Here is an 18,169-nt window from a genome sequence, read left to right on the forward strand (position 1 = left end):
CGCCGCAGTTCCGATCGTCGCGAGGAGAGCGTCCATGCTGAGTCGCCGCCACTCCACCGGCCGGCCCCAGTTCGTGAAGTGGCACCCGGACGACGTGCCGGGCGGCGACCCCGCTTCACGTACAAGGGCGACAGTCCTCGGCCCGTCCCCGTACGGCGCCGGTCTGCGGAACTGTCACGACATCGTTTTCCGTGGCATTCGCGGCTACCGCGACAAGACACCCGAGTTCACCCAGTGGGGCGCCGCGGTCGCCCACGTCCGGAGCGGCCGCGGCGTCCCCGATCCCGAGTTCGCCGTTCTCACCGTCCGCTGAAAACTACTTCAGGAGCTCACTCATGCACGTCAAACGTCGTACCGTGCTGCTCGGTGCCGTCGGCGCCGGTCTGGTCCCAGCTGTGACGGCCGCCCCGGCCCGTGCTGCTGGGCTGCCGTTGCTGGCGGGTCTGCCGGCCGGCGCGCCGGACCGGCGGCTGTTCACGCCCGGCGAGCAGCGGTTCGCGGGGTACCTGGTGATCCTCGCGCCGATGACGAACGACATCGTCGACACCGACCCGTACGGCTTCATGGGCGGCGGCTGGTGGCGGACGCCGGCCCAGCCGTACAACTCCCGGGTCCAGGAACACGTTTTCACGCTCAGCTGGTTCTACGCCAACCAACGTGCGTGGAACCCGTATTACCGCGACAGCGCACTCCTCGGCCGGCTCGACGCCGCGCTGCACCACTACTTGGGTCTGCAGAACCCGGACGGCTCATGGCCGGAGTACTCCCCAGGCGAGCGCGGAAAAGCGTCCAGCGGTTTCGGAATCGGCTACCTGGCCAAGACACTGGCCAATCTGCGTCAGGCGAACGCCTTGCCGACCCGGCGGACCCAGCTGGAAGGTGCCCTGCGCAAGGGCGTCGACTGGTACCTCGACCCGGGCAACTCGGTCGTCTGGGACGATCCGTTCGAGTACACGAACCAGGCTGTCGCCGGAGTTGCCGGCTCGGCACTGACGCTGCGGCTGATGCCCGACCAGGCCCGGTGGCTCAAGCTGGAGGACCGGATCCGGTTCGTCGCGAAGCGGGCGCAGAGTCCGGCCGGGTTCTTCTACGACCCGCGCGGCATGGACATCAACTACAACTTCGAGGTCATGCTGCCGGAGATGGCCGAGCTCTACCTGCAGACCAGGAACCCGCTGCTGGTCTCGATGACGCGCAAGTTCACCGACTGGTTCGGCTACAACCTGCTCCGCGAGCCCGACGGCTCCGGCTGGCTGACGTACTACGCGGTCTCCGACCGGACCTCGGTCGCGTACTACGACGACGTGATCCCGGACCCCGACCGGAGCATCCTCGGCTCGCACTTCGTCCCGGCCGTCCCGAAACTCGGGGCGTTCTTCACCTCCCGCGAGGACAAGGCCGCGACCCGCCAGGCATGGGCCGCGGACGCGGCGCCGGTGCCGGCCTTGGCCAAGCAAGACACGTCGCCGCGGATCATCGCGCACGCGCCGTACGGCGAGACGCTGCCGACCCGGTCCGCCAAACGCGCAGCGATCGCGAACATCCCGTACCTGAGCCGCGACAACTTCACCGAGCGCCGCCACGAGAACGACGGCAACCAGGACTACCTCTACGTCCGCCGGCCCGGTCTGTACCTCGGCGCGTTCTTCGGCGAGCGGCAAGGCAGCGCGGTGAAGGCCGGGACCGGCTTCCTGTGGCACCCGGCGGCCGGCACCCTGATCCACGCGCAGCAGACCGCGACCGGCTGCTGGGGCACGGTCCGTGACGGCAAGGCGGATGCCGAGACCAACCTGGTCGCGGAGTACCCGTCGAAGGACCTGATCCGCTACCGCACGCCGGACGGCTCGGTGTCGACGGAGCTCGTCATCGGCTCGCAGTCGGTCAGCCGCCGGGTCACCGCGACGGGCGCCGCAACGGAGCAGATCCCGTTGGTGCTGCAGCCGGGCGACGAGGTGGTGTTCTCGGACGGCACCGTCGTGCCGTACGGCGAAACGCGGACGGCGACCGCCGACGGCATCGTGATCCGCCGCGGCGCGGCCACGATCGCGATCACCTGGTCGGCACGCCGTCCGGCGACGCTCAGCACGTCGTCGCGGACGTACCTGCGGGACCAGCGGCGGCGCGTCCACGTACTGCGGATTCCGCACGACGGCTCACTCGAGACCGTCGTGCGGACCGCCTGATCAGGACGTGCGCAGCCGGAGCACCTGACGCCCCGGTGTCCGGCCGGTCAGGTACACGCGGAGGCCGTCCGGGGTGAGGCTGCCGCCCAGGTAGGTGTAGCGCTCGCCCGGGTCCATCGCGACCCGGGCGGCGCCGTTGCCCGGGCCGAACTCGATCCGGTCCGTGCCGACGGTGTAGCTACCGGTCCCCGACGCCAGCTGGTAGTTGCCTGCGGCATCCAACTGCGCCACGCCGCTCAGGGTGCCGCCCGGGCGGAAGCAGAGCTCGAGGGCGTAGCCGGTCTCGTCTCCGGCGAAGTCGAACGTCAGGTCGTAGCCGGACGAAACCTCGGCGACGGTGATCTCGGTCCGCAACACCCGGTACTGCTTCGGGCGGTGCGGAAAATCCATGGATGCGTAGAAACGGCCCTCAGGAGTCAGTGCGTAGCGGCCGTCCGCGCGGCGATAGCGCTTCGGGAGTGGCAGGTGGTACGGGACCTGCACCTCCTGCTGCAGCTTGAACGTACCGGGCGCCGTACGCCGCAGCCCGTCGCTGCGGAAATGGCCGGTGCTGAAGAACTGCGGTGACAGCCGGACCGAGTCGAGGATCGCCGCACCGTTGCGGAGCTTGAAGAAGGTCGGGTTCGTCGACAGGCCCGACGAGATCACCGGGATGTCGTGGAAGTCGGTGCCGCCGAAAACGGTTGCCGTCCGAGCCTCGTGGCGGATCCGCACCGAGGCCTGCGACGGGTAGTGCTGCACGAAGTCCGTAGGCGCCGGGGTCGCGGCCGGCAGAACCGCGGACAGCTCCGGCCGCTCCAGCACCTCGGCGAGGAAATCCCCGAGTTCACCGGTTCCGCGCGCCTCGATGCTCTTGGCGACGGTCGTGAACCGGCCGTCTCCGGTGTGCAGCGCCAGCTCGCGGAACTGCGTCAGGTACCACCAGACCTCGCGGATGCCCTTCTGGTCCTGCCGGCGCGACGCGGTCGTGTCCACCTCGCCGTTCGGCTCGAGCAGGTACAGCGTGACGTCGAGATTCCGCTGCACGTAGTCGAGCAGAGCGGGCTTGTCGTACAGCCAGGCGATCGTCAGCAGGCACGGGTTCGTCACCTCGGCGGCGTACGTCGAGCTGCGCTCGCTGTAGATCCCGTCCGGGGTCGCGTCGATGCCTTCGTCGAGCCAGTCGTCGATCCGCGCCGCGTACCGCCGGTCCGGGAAGAGGTGGTGCGCCCGGGCCAGCGCCGCGGACACCTCCCACCGGTGGTTGGGCGTGTGGACGCCGCCCGACGCCAACGCGGGCCCCGCCTTCTTGATCACCGAGGCCAGCGTGGCACGCATCGACGCAGTCTCCGGCTGACCGTCCGCGTCGAGCAGTGCGTACAGCATGCACACGTCCTGGATCGCGAAAGCGCTGTCCGGCGGCGAGTGCAGGTTGCCGACGTCGTACAGGCCGTCCTCGTGCTGCCGCGCGGCGAGCTGGTCGACGAGCCAGGCCAACGGCTCGAGGAGCGTGGCGTCGTGATGGTACGGCGACCGTCCCCACGCATAGCCGGAAACGAGCCGGCGGGCCTTGCGGGCCACGGTCCGGACACTGTCGGAAACGTTCTGAAAGTTGCCGAGCACGATCGGAATCTGTTTCCGGTTCGCCTCGGTCAGCAGGGTCAGGAAGTCCTCGTCCACGGCTGCCACCTCAGCACGAGCCGCACCTGGATGCAGCGCGCCGAGCGCGACCGTGGTCAGCGAACCGGTGAGAAAAGTACGTCGCAGCATCGGGATCTCCGTCGGTAAGCGGTTGCCAAATGCTCAGAACTGTCGCGCCGGAACTTTGTCCTGTCAATAGCTCGCAATCGGTCCGGATCCAGCCTCTTCCTTCATCGATGAACCCTTGCGGGAACCGGTTTCTTGTACTAGCTTGACCGGCCAAGGCAAGCGCTTTCCTAAGCGTCGGGCCGAAGGCCGACGGGGACGGAAGAGAGGTGACCATTGAGTGCGCTGGGTGAGCTGGGCAGTCTGAGGGGCAAGAAGACGGCAGGTCAGAAGAAGGACAACCTGGCCGGCTACCTGTTCCTGGCGCCGTGGTTGCTGGGTCTGTTCCTGATCACGATCGGGCCGATGCTGGCCTCGCTGTACCTGTCCTTCACGGACTACAACCTGATCCAGGCCCCGAAGTGGATCGGCCTGGAGAACTTCACCCGGATGCTGTCCGACGAGCGGCTGCACAACTCGCTGCGGGTGACCTTCACCTACGTGTTCGTCTCGGTGCCGCTGCAGCTGGCGATCGCCCTGCTGCTGGCCGTCGTCCTCGACCGCGGCGTCCGCGGGATGGCGTTCTACCGCTCGGTGTTCTACCTGCCGTCACTGCTCGGCTCGAGTGTCGCGATCGCGATCCTCTGGCGGCAGGTGTTCGGCACCACCGGTCTGCTCAACCAGGTGCTGGACGTGTTCGGCATCGAGGGCAAGGGCTGGATCTCCGACCCGAGCACCGCGCTCGGCACGCTCGTCGTCCTGAACGTCTGGACGTTCGGGTCGCCGATGGTGATCTTCCTGGCCGGGCTGCGGCAGATCCCGACGATGTACTACGAGGCGGCGTCGGTCGACGGCGCCGGCGTCCTGCGGCGGTTCTTCAGCATCACGCTGCCGCTGCTGACGCCGATCATCTTCTTCAACCTGGTGCTGCAGATCATCCACGCGTTCCAGTCGTTCACCCAGGCGTTCGTCGTCTCCGGGGGCAGCGGCGGGCCGTCGGACTCGACGATGTTCTTCACGCTGTACCTCTACGACCGGGGCTTCGGGAACTTCGACATGGGCTACGCCTCCGCGATGGCGTGGTTCCTGCTCGTGATCATCGGGGTCTTCACCGCCGCGAACTTCTTCGCCTCGAAGTACTGGGTGTTCTATGACGACTGAGACGACGACCGAGACGCTGACCCGCACCGTCGCCACCCGCCGGGCCTCGGCCGTCACCTGGTCCCGGATCCGGCCGCTGGTGATCCACGTCGTGCTGGCCGGTTCCGCGCTGGTGATGCTGTACCCGGTGATCTGGATGGTGGTCAGCTCGCTGCGCCCGGGCAACGAGATCTTCCGCGACCCCGGGATCTTGGTGAAGGACCTGCGAATCGAGAACTACCGGGTCGGCTGGCACGCGCTGACCGAGCCGTTCACCCGCTACCTGCTGAACTCGGCGCTGGTGGTGCTCGGCTCGATCGTCGGCAACCTGGTGTCCTGCTCGATGGCGGCCTACGCGTTCGCCCGGCTGGAGTTCACCGCGAAGAAGTTCTGGTTCGCGATCATGCTGCTCAGCATCATGCTGCCGATCCACGTGGTGATCGTGCCGCAGTACATCCTGTTCTCGAACCTGGGCTGGATCAACACGGTGCTGCCGCTGGTGGTGCCGAAGCTGCTGGCCACCGACGCGTTCTTCGTGTTCCTGATGGTGCAGTTCATCCGCGGCATCCCGCGCGAGCTGGACGAGGCCGCCCGGATCGACGGCTGCGGCAAGGCCTCGATCTTCCTGCGGATCATCCTGCCGCTGATGGTGCCGGCCCTGGCCACCACGACGATCTTCACGTTCATCTGGACCTGGAACGACTTCTTCAGCCAGCTGATCTACCTGACCGACCCGCACATGTACACCGTCCCGGTCGCGCTGCGGTCGTTCGTCGACTCGACCTCCAGCTCGTCGTGGGGATCGATGTTCGCGATGTCGGTCGTCTCCCTCGTCCCGGTCTTCCTCGCCTTCCTGCTGGGCCAGCGGTTCCTGATCAAGGGCATCGCGACCACCGGCATCAAGTAACTCCCTGAAAGGTGCACTTCATGAGGCACATCCCACGCGCCCTGACGGCCCTGGCGCTGGCCACCACGTTGCTGGCGGCCAGTGCCTGCGGCGGCGACTCCGGCGGCCCGGGCGGGTCGTCCGACGCCGGCGGCAAGGTCACGCTCCGATTCACCTGGTGGGGATCGGACACCAGGACCAAACTCACCCAGCAGGTGATCGACGCGTACCAGAAGGACCATCCGAACGTCACGATCAAGGGTGAGTTCGGCGAGTGGTCCGGCTACTGGGACAAGCTCGCCACCACGGTCGCGGCGAACGACGCGCCGGACATCATCCAGATGGACGAGAAGTACCTGCGGGAGTACGCCGACCGCGGCGCGCTGCTCGACCTGAAGAAGGCGCAGGGCCTGGACACCGGCAAGTTCGAGCCGGACACGCTCGGCGCCGGCGAGTTCGACGGCGGCCTGTACGGGCTGAACGCCGGCATCAACTCGTTCGCGGTGGTCGTGAACCCGGCGGCCTTCAAGACCGCCGGCGTGGCGATCCCGGACGACACCACGTGGACCTGGGACGACTTCTCCCGGATCGCCGCGGAGATCACCACCAAGACCGGCGGCAAGATCACCGGGACCGGCGCGCTGGGCACGAACGAGGCCGGCCTGAACCTGTGGGCCCGGCAGAACGGCGAGTCGCTCTGGACGAAGGACGGCAAGCTCGGCGTCTCGCCGGAGAAGACCACCGACTTCTTCAAGTACGTCCTGAAGCTGCGCGACGCGAAGGCGATCCCGTCGGCCGAGGCGATCTCCCAGGACATGAACGCGTCGCTCGACCAGTCGGCGTTCGCGACCGGCAAGCTGGCGATGAGCTTCATCTGGAGCAACCAGCTGGTGGCCTTCAGCAAGGCGACCGGCCAGCAGCTCAAGCTGCTGCGGATCCCGAGCGCCGACGGCAAGGCCGCCGACAACGGCTCGTACTACAAGGGCTCGATGTTCTGGTCGATCTCGGCGCGGTCCAAGCACCAGAAGGAGGCCGCGGAGTTCGTCAACTACCTGGCCAACAACACCGCCGCCGGCGACGTACTGCTCGCCGAGCGGGGTGTGCCGCCGAACACCGAGGTCCGCGCCTCGGTGACGCCGAAGCTGCAGCCGGCCGACGCCGCGTCCGCGAAGTTCATCCAGGACATCGGCAAGGAGCTCGGCGACCCCTCGCCGGCCCCGCCGGTCGGCGGCGGTCAGGTGGAGAAGATCATCCAGCGGTACACGACCGAGGTGCTGTTCGGCAGGCAGGCGCCGGACGCGGCCGCCAAGGCCTTCCTGGACGAGGTCAACGGGGAGCTCAAATAGTGTTGCTGACGGCAACTGATTGCCGATGACGGGGGCCCGCGTGGCCGTGGTGGGAATCCACGGCCACGGCGCCTCCCATGTCCGTAACGTCGCCCGGCTGGCGCAGGCCGGGCGGGCCGAGCTGGTGGCGGTCGCCGATCCCCGGGGCGGCGGCGACCTGCTGCCGGGCGTCCGGGTCTTCGACAGCCTGGACGAGCTGCTCGCGGCGACCGAGGTCGACGTCGTGGTGATCTGTACGCCGATCCAGACACACGTCCCGCTGGCCGAGCCGGCGATGCGCGCCGGCGCCGACGTACTGCTGGAGAAGCCGCCGACCGCGTCCATGGCCGAGTTCGAGCAACTGTCCGCGGTCGTGGCCGAGACCGGGCGGGCGTTGCAGGTCGGGTTCCAGGCGCAGGCGTCGGAGGCCACGCTGAAGCTCGCGGCGATGATGGCCGAGGGGCAGCTCGGTGAGATCCGCGGGATCAGCGCGGTGGGGAAGTGGGTGCGGACGGCGCGGTACTTCCAGCGCGCGCGCTGGTCCGGCAAGCGGCGGCTCGACGGTGTGGACGTCGTCGACGGGGCGGTGACGAATCCGCTCGCGCACGCGACCGCGGCGGCGCTGCTGCTGGACGGTTCGACCGGCGTGGACGACGTACGGTCGATCGAGACCGAGCTGTACCGGGCGAACCCGATCGAGTCCGACGACACCTCGTCGGTGCGGATCACGACCGCGCGCGGTACGCCGATCCTGATCGCGGTCACGTTGTGCGCGGCCGAGCACCTCGAGGCGACGGTGATCGTGCACGGATCGGAGGGCCGCGCGGTCCTCACGTACCAGTCGGATCTGATCGGCGACACGAAGTACGGCCGGGCCGACCTGCTGGAGAACCTGCTCGCGCACCGGGCCGACCCCGCGGTGCCGCTGTACGTGCCGCTGGCCGCGACGGGTGGGTTCACCCGCGTGGTCGAGGCGGTCCGGACGGCGCCGGACCCGGCACCGATCGCGCCGGAGCTGGTGCGCTGGGACGGCGAAGGACTCGAGCGCCGGCCGATCCTCCTAGACGTCGAGCAATGGATCGACCAGGCCTCGGACGAGCTGGCGCTGTTCAGCGAGATCGGGGCGCCCTGGACCCAACAACGGGAGAGCTGAATGTCGCAGAAACTCGGCTGCAACCACGCTGTCAACCAGTCGATCCAGGTGACGGCGGGCGGCGGCGAGCTGTTCACCTATGTCTACAACGCGGACGACCCGCAGTACGAGTCGCCGCGGCCGTACTTCCACCCGATCCGGACGCTGACCGGTGACCTGGTCAGCGTCTATCGCCCGTGGGACCACCTCTGGCACAAGGGCCTGTCCTGGTCGCTGCCGCACTTCGGGCACGACAACTTCTGGGGCGGGCCGACGTACGCGCAGGCGGACGGGTATCAGCCACGCGACAACAACGGCTCGCAGGACCACGACCGGGTCGACGCGCTGGACGTGTCCGACGACGAGGTCCGGTTCGCGCACCACCTCTCGTGGCACCGGCAGAGCGGCGAGCACGTCGTCGACGAGTCCCGCACCATCACCGCGCGGCTCGCGGACGACGGCTGGGTGCTGGTCTACGAGACCGCGATGACCAACACGTCCGGCGCCACGATCCAGATCGGCAGCCCGACCACCGCGGGCCGCCCGAACGCCGGGTACGGCGGGTTGTTCTGGCGCGGGCCGCGGGCGTTCACCAACGGCACCATCCTCGCCCCGCAGGGCAGCGGCCGCGACGAGCTCCGCGGTCAGCGCGCGCCGTGGATGGGCTTCACCGCCCGCCAGGACGAGACCGACACCGCGTCGACGATCATCGTCGCCGACGCCGCCGACAACGTCCGCCATCCACCGGAGTGGTTCGTCCGCTCGGAGGACTTCGCGGCGGTCTGCCCCGCCCCGTTCTTCTCCGAGCAACTCCCGTTCCCCGCCGGCGACACCCTCCGCCTCCGCTATGCCGTCCTGGTCGCCGACGGCCTCTCCGACGACGACCGCGCCGCCACCTTCGCGGCCCAGGCCACCAAGGCACTCGCCGCGAGCTGACGCGGTTCTCCAGGCCATCACAATTCGTGGGCTGCGGCCCGTTCCCGCCTGGCGATGGCCGCGGGTGGCGATTGTGATGGCCTGGTGGTCCGCCTCACGCGGGCAACGCCAGCGTGAACGACGTGCTGCCCGGGCTCGAGCTCAGGGTCAGGGTGCCGTTGTGAGCCTCGGTGATGGATCGGGCCAAGGACAGGCCGAGGCCGGTGCCGCCGGTGGCGCGCGTTCGGGCGGTGTCGGCGCGGGTGAAGCGCTGGAAGACATTGGGCAGCAGGTCGGCGGGGATGCCGGGGCCGTTGTCGTGGACGGTGAGCAAGGCGGAGTGGTCGCTGCGGTTGGCCGTGACGGTGACAGTGGTGCCGGGTGGGGTGTGCCGGAGCGCGTTCGTCACGAGGTTGGCGAGGACCTGGTGCAGGCGTTGCTCGTCGCCGATGACGACGATCGGCTCGGCCGGCAGGTCCAGCTCCCAATGGTGGCTGGGGGCAACGATCCGGGCGTCGGTGACCGCGTCGAGGGCCAGCCTCGACAGGTCGACCGAGCGGCTGTCGAGCGGCCGCCCGGCGTCCAGCCTTGCAAGCAGCAGGAGGTCCTCGACCAGCGACGCCATCCGGGTGGTCTCGACCATCACCTTGCCCATCGCGTGCGCGAACAGGTCGGGATCGCGCTGGTGCAGGCTCAGCTGGGCGTAACCGTGGATCGTCGTCAGCGGCGTCCGCAGCTCGTGCGACGCGTCCGCCACGAACTGCCGGACCTGCTGCTCGCTGCGGTGCCTGGCGTCGAGCGCACCTTCCATGTGCCCGAGCAACGTGTTGAGCGCGACCGCGACCTGTCCCACCTCGGTCCGTTCGTCGGTGAGCTGGTCAGGCACCCGGGCGGTCACCCCGATCTCGCCGGTGTCGAGCGGTAGCGCCGCCACCTCGCGGGCCGTCTGCGCGACGCGGCGCAGCGGCCGCAACTGACGCCGTACGACGAACACGGCGACGCCGCCCGCGGTGAGGACGCCGATCCCGCCGAACAACGCTTCCCACCCGATCAGGCTGGTGATCGTGTCCTGGATGTCCTTGGTCGGCAGCCCGGTGATCGCGGTGATCTGGTCGATGCCGGCCGCGCGCACCCGGTACTTGCCGAGGCCGGGCAGGTCGACCGTGCTGGTCCGACCGGCCGCGAGGTTGTCGAGCTTGCCGACGACCACGTCGGTGAGGTCGGTGACGTTGCCTTCGGCAGTGACCACTGTCCCGGCCGCATTGTCGCCCTGCGCGTAGACCGTCACCGTGCCGGCGTCCTGCCCGTGCGGCGCGTCCGGTGGCGGTCCCCACGATCCGTTGTTCAAGGCGCCCATCGCGCGCCCTTGGGCGGCCATCACCTTGCCGTCGAGCTGCCCGGTCAGGTACGAGCCGATCGCTGCGGTCGTCAGTACGCCGATCACGATGCTCACCACCGCGACCAGCGCCACCATCGCCGCCGCGACCCGCACACTCAACGAACGCGCCGCGACCCTCATGCTCCCAGGATGTGCGGCCGGTCCTCGGACCAGCTGCACGTTTCCTGCCATCTTGCTGTGAACCGCGATGCCGGGGTAATTTCCTGCTTCGTCAATAAATCCGTTCTGTAAAGAATTCATAGGTTAGAACCGGGACCGGAACGGGGAGGTTCGAGACGTTTCCGGATTCGCCTCCCCTTTCGGGGCCGGAAACCGGTAGCCTCGTGCAGCGCGCTATGGGGGCCGCCGTACCACCCACCCGACGAACTGCCGGAGAGCCCAAACCGGTCAGGAGTGCACGTCTTGCAGGAGAACACCAGCACAACCAGTACTGGCGAACTGGTCAACGTACCCCTCACCGGTGCGGACAAAGTCGCCTACGCTTTCTACGCGACCGCGGCTGCCGCGGCGCTGGTCGGCCAGGTCTGGGCCGGCGTGACCCATATCCCATGGCCGGACAGCGGCTTCTCGACGCTGCTCAAGATCGTCCTCGTCACGCCCGCGGTCGCGGTGCTCGAGCTCGGTGGCGTCGCCACCGCGGCGCTCGCGGACCTGCGCCGCCGCAAGGGCGAGCAGGCCTACGCGTACCGGGCGATGTCGTTCTTCGCGGCGCTCGTCGCGGTCGTCTTCAACGTGGTCGGCCACTGGCGTCCCGAGGAGCGGTTCCTGGCCTTCGGCTTCGGCGGCCTGTCCGCGTTCGCCTACGTGCTCTGGCTGATCCACAGCTCGGCCCGGCGCCGTGACGCGTTGCGCCGCGCGGGCCAGATGCGCGACACCGGTCCGGTGTACGGCATCGTGCAGTGGATCCGTGAGCCGAAGACGACCTGGCTCGCGCGCTCGCTGGCGATCGAGCACGGCTACTCGCTCTACGAGAGCCTGCGCGCCGCGCAGCACCAGATCCGCAACCGCAGCCGCCGCGAGGCGATCGCCGGGACCGTTGCCGAGTACATCCGGTCCGAGCACCAGGACGAGCGACTGGCGAAGATCGCCGAGACGACGTACGACCCGGACCGGCTGGCCGGGATGCTCGAGGAGCGGATCAACTACGAGGTCATCACCAACAAGCTGACCAAGGCGATCTCGCCGCCGCCGGAGCAGCCCGAGGAACGTCCCGCCGTACCGGCGGCCGTCTGGGTGCTGGAGGGCGGGCAGCCGCGGCGTGCGGACAGCACCGGCGTCGGACTGCGCGACGACGACGCGTGGACCGGTGAGCTGATGGCGATCGTCGACCAGGGACCGGAGACCGACGAGTCGGTCGCCGAGGCGGTCGTGGTCGAGGACGCCGGCGAGCCGCAGCACGTGGTCAACGGCAACGGTGCCGCGAACGGGAAGCTGAAGCCGTTCGCGCCGCAGCCGAAGGCCGAGCCGATGGTGGAGAAGCCGAAGCCGCCGTCGCCGTTCGCGGGCCCGGCGGACCCGCAGCCTCCCGCGCTGATCACCACCCCGAAGGTCGAGCCGGTCCTGCCGGACCCGGCGCCGGCCGTCGTCGTGAAGGCGGACCCGGAGCCCGAGCCGGAGCCGACCGATCTGGAGAAGCGGCGCACGCGCGCGTGGAACATGCTGGCCGAGTGGCCGGAGGGTCACGAGCGCACCGCGGCGAACCTGGCACGGTCTGTGGGGTGCAGCGAGCCGATGGCGAAGCGCTTCATCGAGCAGTACGAGGCCGAGCACGGCCTCGTGTTCAGCTCGCCGAACTGACGCGTCAGCTGCCGGTGGACGCTCCTAGGTTCACCGGCAGCTCCGCGAGGCCGCTCACCAGCACGCGGCGCCACTCGAGCTCCTCGGCCGGCTTCGCCAGGCTCATCCGCGGGAACCGCCGGACGAGCGCCGCCAGCGACTCCTGCAGCTCGATCCGCGCCAGTTGCGCGCCGAGGCAGAAGTGCGGGCCGAAGCCGAAGGACAGATGTTTGTTGTCCGGCCGATCCAGCCGCAGCTCGTCCGGTGCGTCGTACGCCCGCGGGTCCCGGTTCGCGGAGTTGAGCGCGGCCATCACGCCGTCACCGGCCTTGATGTGTACGCCGTGGAGCTCGATGTCCTCGACCGCGACGCGGAGCTGACCGACCTCGCTGAACCGGTTGAACCGCAGCAGTTCCTCGATCGCCGACGGGATCAGCCCGGGCTCGGCGACCAGCCGCGCCCAGTTCTCCGGCCGGCGCAGCAAGGTGGCAGCGCAGCTCGAGATCTGGTTCGCCGACGTCTCGTGCCCGGCGACGAGCAGGTTCACGCCGAACGCGATCAGCTCGTCCTGGCTGAGCCGGTCGCCCTCCTCGCGGGCGCGGACGAGCTCGTCGAGCAGGTCCGCGGCGGGCTGGTCGGTGTTGGCGAGCTTCTTGGTGACCAGGTCCTCGATGTACGCCGTCAGGTTGGTCATCGCGTCCTCGACCAGATCCTTCTCGGCCATCTTCATGCTGTACCCGAGCTCGGTCCACTCCCGGAACTGCGCGCGGTCCGCGTACGGTACGCCGAGCAGTTGGCAGATCACCTGGATCGGCAGCGGCAGCGCGACCAGCTCGCGGATGTCGGCGCCGTCGCCGGCCCGCGCCACGTCCTCGGCGAGCTGCGCGGACAGGTCCGCGACCCACGGCCGGGTCTGCTCGATCTTCCGGTGCGCGAACGTTGGTACCACCAATCGTCGCAGCCGGCTGTGCTCCGGCGGGTCGGTGGTGGTCAGGCTGTTCGGCATCGGCTTGGCCAGCGCGACCCGGGGTGCTCCCTGCTTCACCACCGCGGCGCGCGAGAAGCGCGGATCGGCGAGCACCAGTTTGACGTCGTCGTACCGGGTGACCAGCCAGACCTCGGCGCCGGCCAGCGTCCGCACCCGCGCCACCGGGCGGTCCTCCCGCAACGCGGCGAACGTCGGCGACGGATCGAACCGAAACGCGTCCTCGAACGGAATCTGCAAGACCGGCTCAGTCATACCCCCGACCCTAGGCAACTTAGGTAACCCTTGCTTCGGATCTCGGCGCGTCGAGAGTGTTACAGCCAGCCGTTCGGCCCTCTGTCCGCCACGCCGTACGGCCGTACCGTCAGGACCTAAGTGGTCGGCTCGGTAAGTTCGTCGGGGCCCGGCCGCGCGGACCCCGGTGTGTCTGCGGCGTGTCGGCGCCGGTGCGTGCAAGCTCGACAGGTAGTGCACGGCGGGACGGTGTACGCCTCGCGCTGAGGTGCACTAGGTAAGGTCCGGCAGGTCCTGTGCAGAGTGCACCGACGAACTTACGGCGCGGACCACTGAGCCTGGATCCGTGGATTGGCCGGGGCACCTGTCAGCCGGCTGAGCAGCACCGGCAATCAAGGGGTTGTCCGGTCGCGTTGGGGGTTCTCTGCTGGTATCCGAGCGAAGAACCCCCAACAGGGGTGGAGAACCGCTGAGGTGAAGCCGATCCCCGGCGCGCCGACGGGCGAGCGCAGCAGCGCGGCACCGGAGCGCGCAGCACCCGGGGCGGCCGACCGCACTTTGGGAGGTTCACCTGCCAACTCGTCCCTTTGCCCACGGTGTGCAGGGGGTGAAGGGACACTTTCAGAGGTGAACCCCTGAAAGTTCTCCGGCGGGTGGCGTGCCCGGCCGTCCGTACCGCCGACTCGTCCACGGATTCAGGCTGAGGTACGGCGATACCGCGGCGGTTACTTGGTGCCGAAGGAGTAGATGGTGGTGGACTTGTAGGTCTCGCCGGGGCGCAGGACCGTGGACGGGAAGTTCGCGTGGTTCGGCGAGTCCGGGAAGTGCTGGGTCTCGAACGCGAACGCGTCGCCCTGCCGGTAGGCCTTGTTGCCGATGCCGAGGAACGTGCCGTCGAGGAAGTTCCCGCTGTAGAACTGGACGCCCGGCTGGTCGGTGAGCACCTCGATCGTGCGGCCGTGCTCGGGCTCCCAGAAGCGGCCCGCGAGCCGCAGGCCGTCGTCGTCCGGCTCGCCGCCGATGACGAAGTTGTGGTCGTACCCGCGGCCGAAGATCAGCTGCTGGTGGTCGCCGCGCAGCCGCTTGCCGATCGCGGTCGGCCGGCTGAAGTCGAACGGCGTCCCGGCGACCGGGGCGATCTCGCCGGTCGGGATCAGCGTCGCGTCGACCGGCGTGTACTTCGGCGCGTTCAGCTCCAGCACGTGGTCGTAGATGGTGCCGTTGCCCTCGCCGAGCAGGTTGAAGTACACGTGGTTGGTGAGGTTCACGATCGTCGGCTTGCCGGCGACCGTCGCGTGGTAGTCGATCCGCAGGTTGTCGCGCCGGTCCAGCGTGTACGTGACGGTGCTGGTGAGCTCACCGGGGAAGCCCATCTCGCCGTCCGGGCTGACGTAGGTGAAGGCCACGCCGACGGCCTTGTCGCTCTGCACGACCTTGGCCTTCCAGACCACCTTGTCGAAGCCGATCGTGCCGCCGTGCAGCGCGTTCTCGCCGTTGTTGACCGGGATCTGGTACGTCGTCCCGTCGAGCGTGAACCGGCCCTTCGCGATCCGGTTGCCGTACCGGCCGATGGTGGCGCCGAAGTACGGACTGAGCTTCGCGTAGTCGGGCAGGTTGTCGAAGCCGAGGCTGATGTTCGTGGTCCGGCCGCGGCGGTCCGGGGTCTCGACGCGCTGGATCGTCGCGCCCCAGGTGAGCATCGAGATCGTCACCCGGCCGTTGGTGAACGTGTACACGTCGACCTGCTGACCGTCCGGTGTGGTGCCGAACGGGGCCTTGGTGATTTCGAGCTTGCCGTGGTGTCCGCGCATGCCGGTCAATCTATCCGGCGTACCAGTGGCCGAACCGGTTCGGGCGGCGTCGGTGCCGGCTTGGGCGGTACTGGTGAGTGCGCCCGCGGCGGCGGCACCGAGGCCCAGGGCGCCGGCGGTCCGCAGGACCTGGCGGCGGGGCAGGTGATCGGGCATCGCAATCCCCTCAATCGTTGTAGAGACCAGACCCGGGCACGATAAGCACGCCAGAGGAGTGTTTGGAACAGTTCGGAAGGGTGTGAATTCGTCCGATCTCTCCGCGCTGACCGGATCGTTCCGGTCCCGGCCCCGATCGAGCCTTCAGCCGGGCGCCGGGCGCGGGCGATCCTGGGGGCATGAGCCGAACCGCACTGATCGTGATCGACGTCCAGGAATCGTTCCGGGTCCGCCCGAACTGGCAGCTGGTGAACCACCCCGACATCGCCGACCGGGTGGACCGGCTGGTGCGCGCTGCCCGGGAGGCCGGCGACCTCGTCGTCTGGGTGCTGCACACCGAACCGGGGACCGGCGGCGCCTTCGACCCGGCGACCGGGCACGTCCGGCTGATCGACGGTCTCGAACCGTTGCCGACGGAAACGACGATCCGGAAAACGTCGCACAACGCTTTCACCACAACGAATCTGCAGCAGGTGCTCACTCAGAACGGCGTTTCCGAAATCGTTGTCTGCGGCATCCGGACCGAGCAGTGCTGTGAGACCACCGCGCGGGTCGGGTCCGACCTCGGGTACGACGTGGTGTTCGTCTCCGAGGCGACCGCGACGATGGCGCTGGCGCACCCCTCGATCCGCGACGAGGCGACCGTCGAGGAGATCCTCGCCGATTCGCGGACCCTCACCGCGGAGCAGGTCGTCGAGCGGACGGAGTACGTGCTGGCCGGCCGGTTCGCCACCATCCGGACCCTCGACGAGCTCACCGGCGTCCCCGTGGCATCCTGACCGGATGCGTCCCACCCGCGTGGTCTTCGTGCTCGTGCCGAAGCTGCATCTGCTCGATCTCGCCGGCCCGGCGCAGGTGTTCACGACCGCGAACGACTTCGGCTACGGGTACGACGTGTCGTACGTGGCCGAATCCGACGAGATCGCGACCGCCCAGGGCGTGCCGTTGCGGACCTCGCCGGTGTGGCCGGAGCTCGATCCGGGAGACCTGGTCGTGGTCCCGGGATGGCGGTCGCCGCGGCTGTCCCCGGAGCCGCCGATCGGGCCCGGGTTCCGGCAGCGGCTGCGGGCGCACCACGCGAGCGGCGGGTCGGTGGCGAGCGTCTGCTCCGGCGCCGACGCGCTCGGCTGGGCCGGCCTCCTCGACGGGCGCCGGTTCACCACCCACCACGACCTGACCGACGAACTGGCCGCCCGTTACCCGCGGGCGACCATCGTGCGTGACGTGCTGTATGTCGAGGACGACCGCGTCATCACCTCCGCCGGGATCGCCAGCGGGATCGACCTGGCGCTGCACCTGGTCGCGGTCGGCCGGGGCGCCGAGGCGGCCGCGCGGGTCGCGCGCGAGATGGTCGTTTACGCCCGGCGCAACGGCGACGAGCTGCAGGAGTCCGTGATGCTGCGGCACCGGGACCACCTCAACGATCTGGCGCACCGCGTCCAGGACGTCATCGACGTCCGGTACGCCGACCGGCTCCCGCTGGCCGACCTGGCCGGGCAGGTCGGCGTCAGTGAGCGCACGCTGACCCGCCTCTTCACCGCCGCAACCGGCCTCACGCCGCTGCGGTACCAGCAGCTCCTCCGGCTGGAGCGGGCCGAACATCTGATCGGCCACGGCGCCACCGTCGAGTCCGCCGCCCGGACCGTCGGTTTCGAGGACGCCCGGATGCTGCGCCGCCTCCGCAGCCGGAATTCCGTCTAGTCCGGAACAACTTTTTCCGCAACCCGTACGTCTACTCGTGCACAACCAACGACGAGGGGGACGGAACATGAAGTTTGTTGCTCGGGGCATGCGCCGGGGTGTGGTTGCGACCGGTGCGGCGGCCGGTGTGCTGGCCGTGGGACTCACCGTACTGGCGGCGCCGGGGGCGGACGCCGGTACGACGTCGGCGACCTCCGCGACGTCGGCGACCGCGCTGAGCCGGTCGCAGATGCTGACCGTCGCCGAGGTGCGCAAGGCGGACGCGCGGGCGGGCTGGCTTCGGCAGGTGGACAGGGGAATCCTGCCGAGGACCTATTGCGGACCGGCCTCGACCGAGGGCAAGCGGGTCGCGGCGCGGATGGCGCGCGGGTTCAGCAACGACATGGACTCCTACGGCGCGCAGTACGTCAGCCAGTACGCGAACGCGGCGAGCGCGCGGGCGGCGTACAACTCGATCATCGCGACGCTGAAGAGCTGCACGTACAGCAAGCCGGCCCCGACGCACGCGCGGAAGATCACCGAGAACCGCGTGGTGAAGGGCGCCTCGGGCGACCTCACGCAGGTGATCCGCTGGTACGACTACCCGAAGCCGAACGACCCGGGCAGCGAGGCCGGCGGGTTCCCGTACGCCGTCACGCTGAAGGGCCGCAACGTCTCGGTGCTGGCGTTCAGCGAGATGGGCCCGGGGATGCCCGCGCCGAACTTCGACAAGCTCGCTCGGCAGGCAGCGGCCAAGATCAGCCGCTAGGAGCCCAGCGGGGGGGAAGGTGCTGGGCGGGGACGTGCCGGCCGGGACGGATG

At 69.2% G+C, this 18,169-nt stretch carries 15 protein-coding genes; 11 read left to right on the forward strand and 4 right to left on the reverse strand.

Annotated elements, in window-relative coordinates; genetic code table 11:
* Nucleotides 1-34 precede the first annotated feature (34 nt).
* Together AB0L64_RS22010 and AB0L64_RS22015 are read left to right on the forward strand one after the other, a co-directional pair.
* Nucleotides 35-313, forward strand: coding sequence for a hypothetical protein (locus tag AB0L64_RS22010; protein ID WP_363712715.1), 279 nt, complete (start codon nucleotides 35-37; stop codon nucleotides 311-313).
* Between the two features lie 22 nt (nucleotides 314-335).
* A complete protein-coding gene (locus AB0L64_RS22015; RefSeq protein WP_363712717.1) occupies nucleotides 336-2,183 on the forward strand; it encodes a hypothetical protein in 1,848 nt (615 codons plus the stop codon).
* Here the strand turns inward: AB0L64_RS22015 and AB0L64_RS22020 are convergent, their stop codons facing one another.
* Entirely contained in the window at nucleotides 2,184-3,932 is a 1,749-nt protein-coding gene (locus AB0L64_RS22020) for a hypothetical protein (RefSeq protein WP_363712719.1), read from the reverse strand.
* A 213-nt stretch (nucleotides 3,933-4,145) separates the two neighbouring features.
* Here AB0L64_RS22020 and AB0L64_RS22025 point away from each other — a divergent pair, with 213 nt between their 5' ends.
* The 5 genes from AB0L64_RS22025 to AB0L64_RS22045 are packed head-to-tail and all read left to right on the forward strand — an operon-like array spanning nucleotide 4,146 to nucleotide 9,327.
* Nucleotides 4,146-5,069, forward strand: a complete 924-nt coding sequence (locus AB0L64_RS22025; RefSeq protein WP_359940752.1) for a sugar ABC transporter permease — start codon at nucleotides 4,146-4,148, stop codon at nucleotides 5,067-5,069.
* The gene (locus AB0L64_RS22030; RefSeq protein ID WP_363712722.1) at nucleotides 5,059-5,955 is read left to right on the forward strand and encodes a carbohydrate ABC transporter permease; all 897 of its coding nucleotides are present in this window, start codon (nucleotides 5,059-5,061) and stop codon (nucleotides 5,953-5,955) included. The genes AB0L64_RS22025 and AB0L64_RS22030 overlap by 11 nt, the downstream gene beginning before the upstream one ends.
* A gap of 20 nt (nucleotides 5,956-5,975) precedes the next feature.
* Nucleotides 5,976-7,280: a sugar ABC transporter substrate-binding protein gene (locus tag AB0L64_RS22035; RefSeq protein WP_363712724.1), complete on the forward strand. Its 1,305-nt coding sequence runs from the start codon at nucleotides 5,976-5,978 to the stop codon at nucleotides 7,278-7,280.
* A gap of 25 nt (nucleotides 7,281-7,305) precedes the next feature.
* Entirely contained in the window at nucleotides 7,306-8,412 is a 1,107-nt protein-coding gene (locus AB0L64_RS22040) for a Gfo/Idh/MocA family oxidoreductase (protein ID WP_363712726.1), read from the forward strand.
* The gene (locus tag AB0L64_RS22045) at nucleotides 8,413-9,327 is read left to right on the forward strand and encodes a PmoA family protein (RefSeq protein WP_363712728.1); all 915 of its coding nucleotides are present in this window, start codon (nucleotides 8,413-8,415) and stop codon (nucleotides 9,325-9,327) included.
* 94 nt (nucleotides 9,328-9,421) lie between these two features.
* On the opposite strand, the gene AB0L64_RS22050 is transcribed toward AB0L64_RS22045, so the two are convergent.
* Nucleotides 9,422-10,825: a HAMP domain-containing sensor histidine kinase gene (locus AB0L64_RS22050; RefSeq protein ID WP_363712730.1), complete on the reverse strand. Its 1,404-nt coding sequence runs from the start codon at nucleotides 10,823-10,825 to the stop codon at nucleotides 9,422-9,424.
* 282 nt (nucleotides 10,826-11,107) lie between these two features.
* Between AB0L64_RS22050 and AB0L64_RS22055 the strand changes: the two genes are divergently transcribed.
* On the forward strand, nucleotides 11,108-12,502 hold the full coding sequence (locus tag AB0L64_RS22055) for a hypothetical protein (RefSeq protein WP_363712732.1): 1,395 nt from the start codon (nucleotides 11,108-11,110) through the stop codon (nucleotides 12,500-12,502).
* Between the two features lie 4 nt (nucleotides 12,503-12,506).
* Here AB0L64_RS22055 and AB0L64_RS22060 read toward each other — a convergent pair whose 3' ends face one another.
* Nucleotides 12,507-13,721: a cytochrome P450 gene (locus AB0L64_RS22060; protein ID WP_363712734.1), complete on the reverse strand. Its 1,215-nt coding sequence runs from the start codon at nucleotides 13,719-13,721 to the stop codon at nucleotides 12,507-12,509.
* Nucleotides 13,722-14,425: 704 nt separating this feature from the next.
* On the reverse strand, nucleotides 14,426-15,667 hold the full coding sequence (locus AB0L64_RS22065) for an aldose epimerase family protein (RefSeq protein WP_363712736.1): 1,242 nt from the start codon (nucleotides 15,665-15,667) through the stop codon (nucleotides 14,426-14,428).
* A 179-nt stretch (nucleotides 15,668-15,846) separates the two neighbouring features.
* Here AB0L64_RS22065 and AB0L64_RS22070 point away from each other — a divergent pair, with 179 nt between their 5' ends.
* The 3 genes from AB0L64_RS22070 (at nucleotide 15,847) to AB0L64_RS22080 (ending at nucleotide 18,116) form a co-directional block, all read left to right on the forward strand.
* The gene (locus tag AB0L64_RS22070) at nucleotides 15,847-16,446 is read left to right on the forward strand and encodes a cysteine hydrolase family protein (protein ID WP_363712738.1); all 600 of its coding nucleotides are present in this window, start codon (nucleotides 15,847-15,849) and stop codon (nucleotides 16,444-16,446) included.
* Nucleotides 16,447-16,450: 4 nt separating this feature from the next.
* Complete coding sequence (locus AB0L64_RS22075) at nucleotides 16,451-17,368, forward strand: DJ-1/PfpI family protein (protein ID WP_363712740.1); 918 nt, start codon at nucleotides 16,451-16,453, stop codon at nucleotides 17,366-17,368.
* 67 nt (nucleotides 17,369-17,435) lie between these two features.
* Entirely contained in the window at nucleotides 17,436-18,116 is a 681-nt protein-coding gene (locus AB0L64_RS22080) for a hypothetical protein (RefSeq protein WP_363712742.1), read from the forward strand.
* The last annotated feature ends 53 nt before the right edge of the window (nucleotides 18,117-18,169 follow it).

Origin of the sequence: Kribbella sp. NPDC051936, from assembly GCF_040680955.1 — a bacterium.
Lineage (GTDB): Bacteria > Actinomycetota > Actinomycetes > Propionibacteriales > Kribbellaceae > Kribbella.

What these genes read in the sequence shown, in the direction of transcription:
- AB0L64_RS22030 (WP_363712722.1), top strand. Translation starts at nt 5,059, where the DNA reads ATGACGACTGAGACGACGACCGAGACGCTGACCCGCACCGTCGCCACC.
- AB0L64_RS22060 (WP_363712734.1), bottom strand. Translation starts at nt 13,721, where the DNA reads ATGACTGAGCCGGTCTTGCAGATTCCGTTCGAGGACGCGTTTCGGTTC.
- AB0L64_RS22075 (WP_363712740.1), top strand. Translation starts at nt 16,451, where the DNA reads ATGCGTCCCACCCGCGTGGTCTTCGTGCTCGTGCCGAAGCTGCATCTG.
- AB0L64_RS22080 (WP_363712742.1), top strand. Translation starts at nt 17,436, where the DNA reads ATGAAGTTTGTTGCTCGGGGCATGCGCCGGGGTGTGGTTGCGACCGGT.
- AB0L64_RS22015 (WP_363712717.1), top strand. Translation starts at nt 336, where the DNA reads ATGCACGTCAAACGTCGTACCGTGCTGCTCGGTGCCGTCGGCGCCGGT.
- AB0L64_RS22010 (WP_363712715.1), top strand. Translation starts at nt 35, where the DNA reads ATGCTGAGTCGCCGCCACTCCACCGGCCGGCCCCAGTTCGTGAAGTGG.
- AB0L64_RS22020 (WP_363712719.1), bottom strand. Translation starts at nt 3,932, where the DNA reads ATGCTGCGACGTACTTTTCTCACCGGTTCGCTGACCACGGTCGCGCTC.
- AB0L64_RS22045 (WP_363712728.1), top strand. Translation starts at nt 8,413, where the DNA reads ATGTCGCAGAAACTCGGCTGCAACCACGCTGTCAACCAGTCGATCCAG.
- AB0L64_RS22040 (WP_363712726.1), top strand. Translation starts at nt 7,306, where the DNA reads ATGACGGGGGCCCGCGTGGCCGTGGTGGGAATCCACGGCCACGGCGCC.
- AB0L64_RS22070 (WP_363712738.1), top strand. Translation starts at nt 15,847, where the DNA reads ATGAGCCGAACCGCACTGATCGTGATCGACGTCCAGGAATCGTTCCGG.
- AB0L64_RS22050 (WP_363712730.1), bottom strand. Translation starts at nt 10,825, where the DNA reads ATGAGGGTCGCGGCGCGTTCGTTGAGTGTGCGGGTCGCGGCGGCGATG.
- AB0L64_RS22065 (WP_363712736.1), bottom strand. Translation starts at nt 15,667, where the DNA reads ATGCCCGATCACCTGCCCCGCCGCCAGGTCCTGCGGACCGCCGGCGCC.
- AB0L64_RS22035 (WP_363712724.1), top strand. Translation starts at nt 5,976, where the DNA reads ATGAGGCACATCCCACGCGCCCTGACGGCCCTGGCGCTGGCCACCACG.